The sequence below is a fragment of the Brevundimonas sp. CURTG3B2_SDJG genome (genome assembly GCF_057364705.1).
Genome location: NZ_JBNFOJ010000604.1, coordinates 1 through 511, shown reverse-complemented (window position 1 = coordinate 511; position 511 = coordinate 1). Strand labels below are relative to the sequence as shown.

General features: G+C 72.4%; 1 protein-coding gene. It reads left to right on the top strand.

What is annotated here, in order from left to right; all coding sequences use genetic code 11:
* Nucleotides 1-511, top strand: a 511-nt coding sequence (locus tag AC2W7C_RS18905; RefSeq protein ID WP_486002712.1) for a hypothetical protein, incomplete at both ends; no start/stop codon positions are given.

Genomic DNA, 511 nt, shown 5'->3' with positions numbered 1-511 from the left:
GCCCCGCGCCGGCCTCGGCGCAGGCGGCCGCCCCGGCTCCGCGCCCGACCGACGGCTACGACTGGTACGTGCGCATCAACGAGGACCGGGTCCGCTCGGCGATCCTGGCCTATGAGGTGCCGAACACCGACGATCAGCCGCTGGCCTTCACCTGCGAAGAGGGCGGCGACCGCATCTTCGCCTCGATCACCGGCGGCCCGGCGAATCTGTCCCGGATCACCCTCGTCTCGGGCGACCAGCGCAAGGTCGTCGGCGGGACCACCGAAGCCGGGGACGACGAGCCGCCCTATTTCACCAGCCGTGAGATTTCGGGCGAAGACCCCCTCTTCCGGGCCTTCGTCGCCAACGGTTGGCTGCGCATGACCGCGGACGGTCGCACGACCGACATGGCCTCGGCGGCGGTCACCCGCGGCAAGGATGCGATCGAGGAGTTCGCGGCCTTCTGCGCTGACGCCGTTGGGCCGCTTGGCGTCAGCCGGTCGGCCGCGGGGGTTGGGTCGCGGGCGCGCCC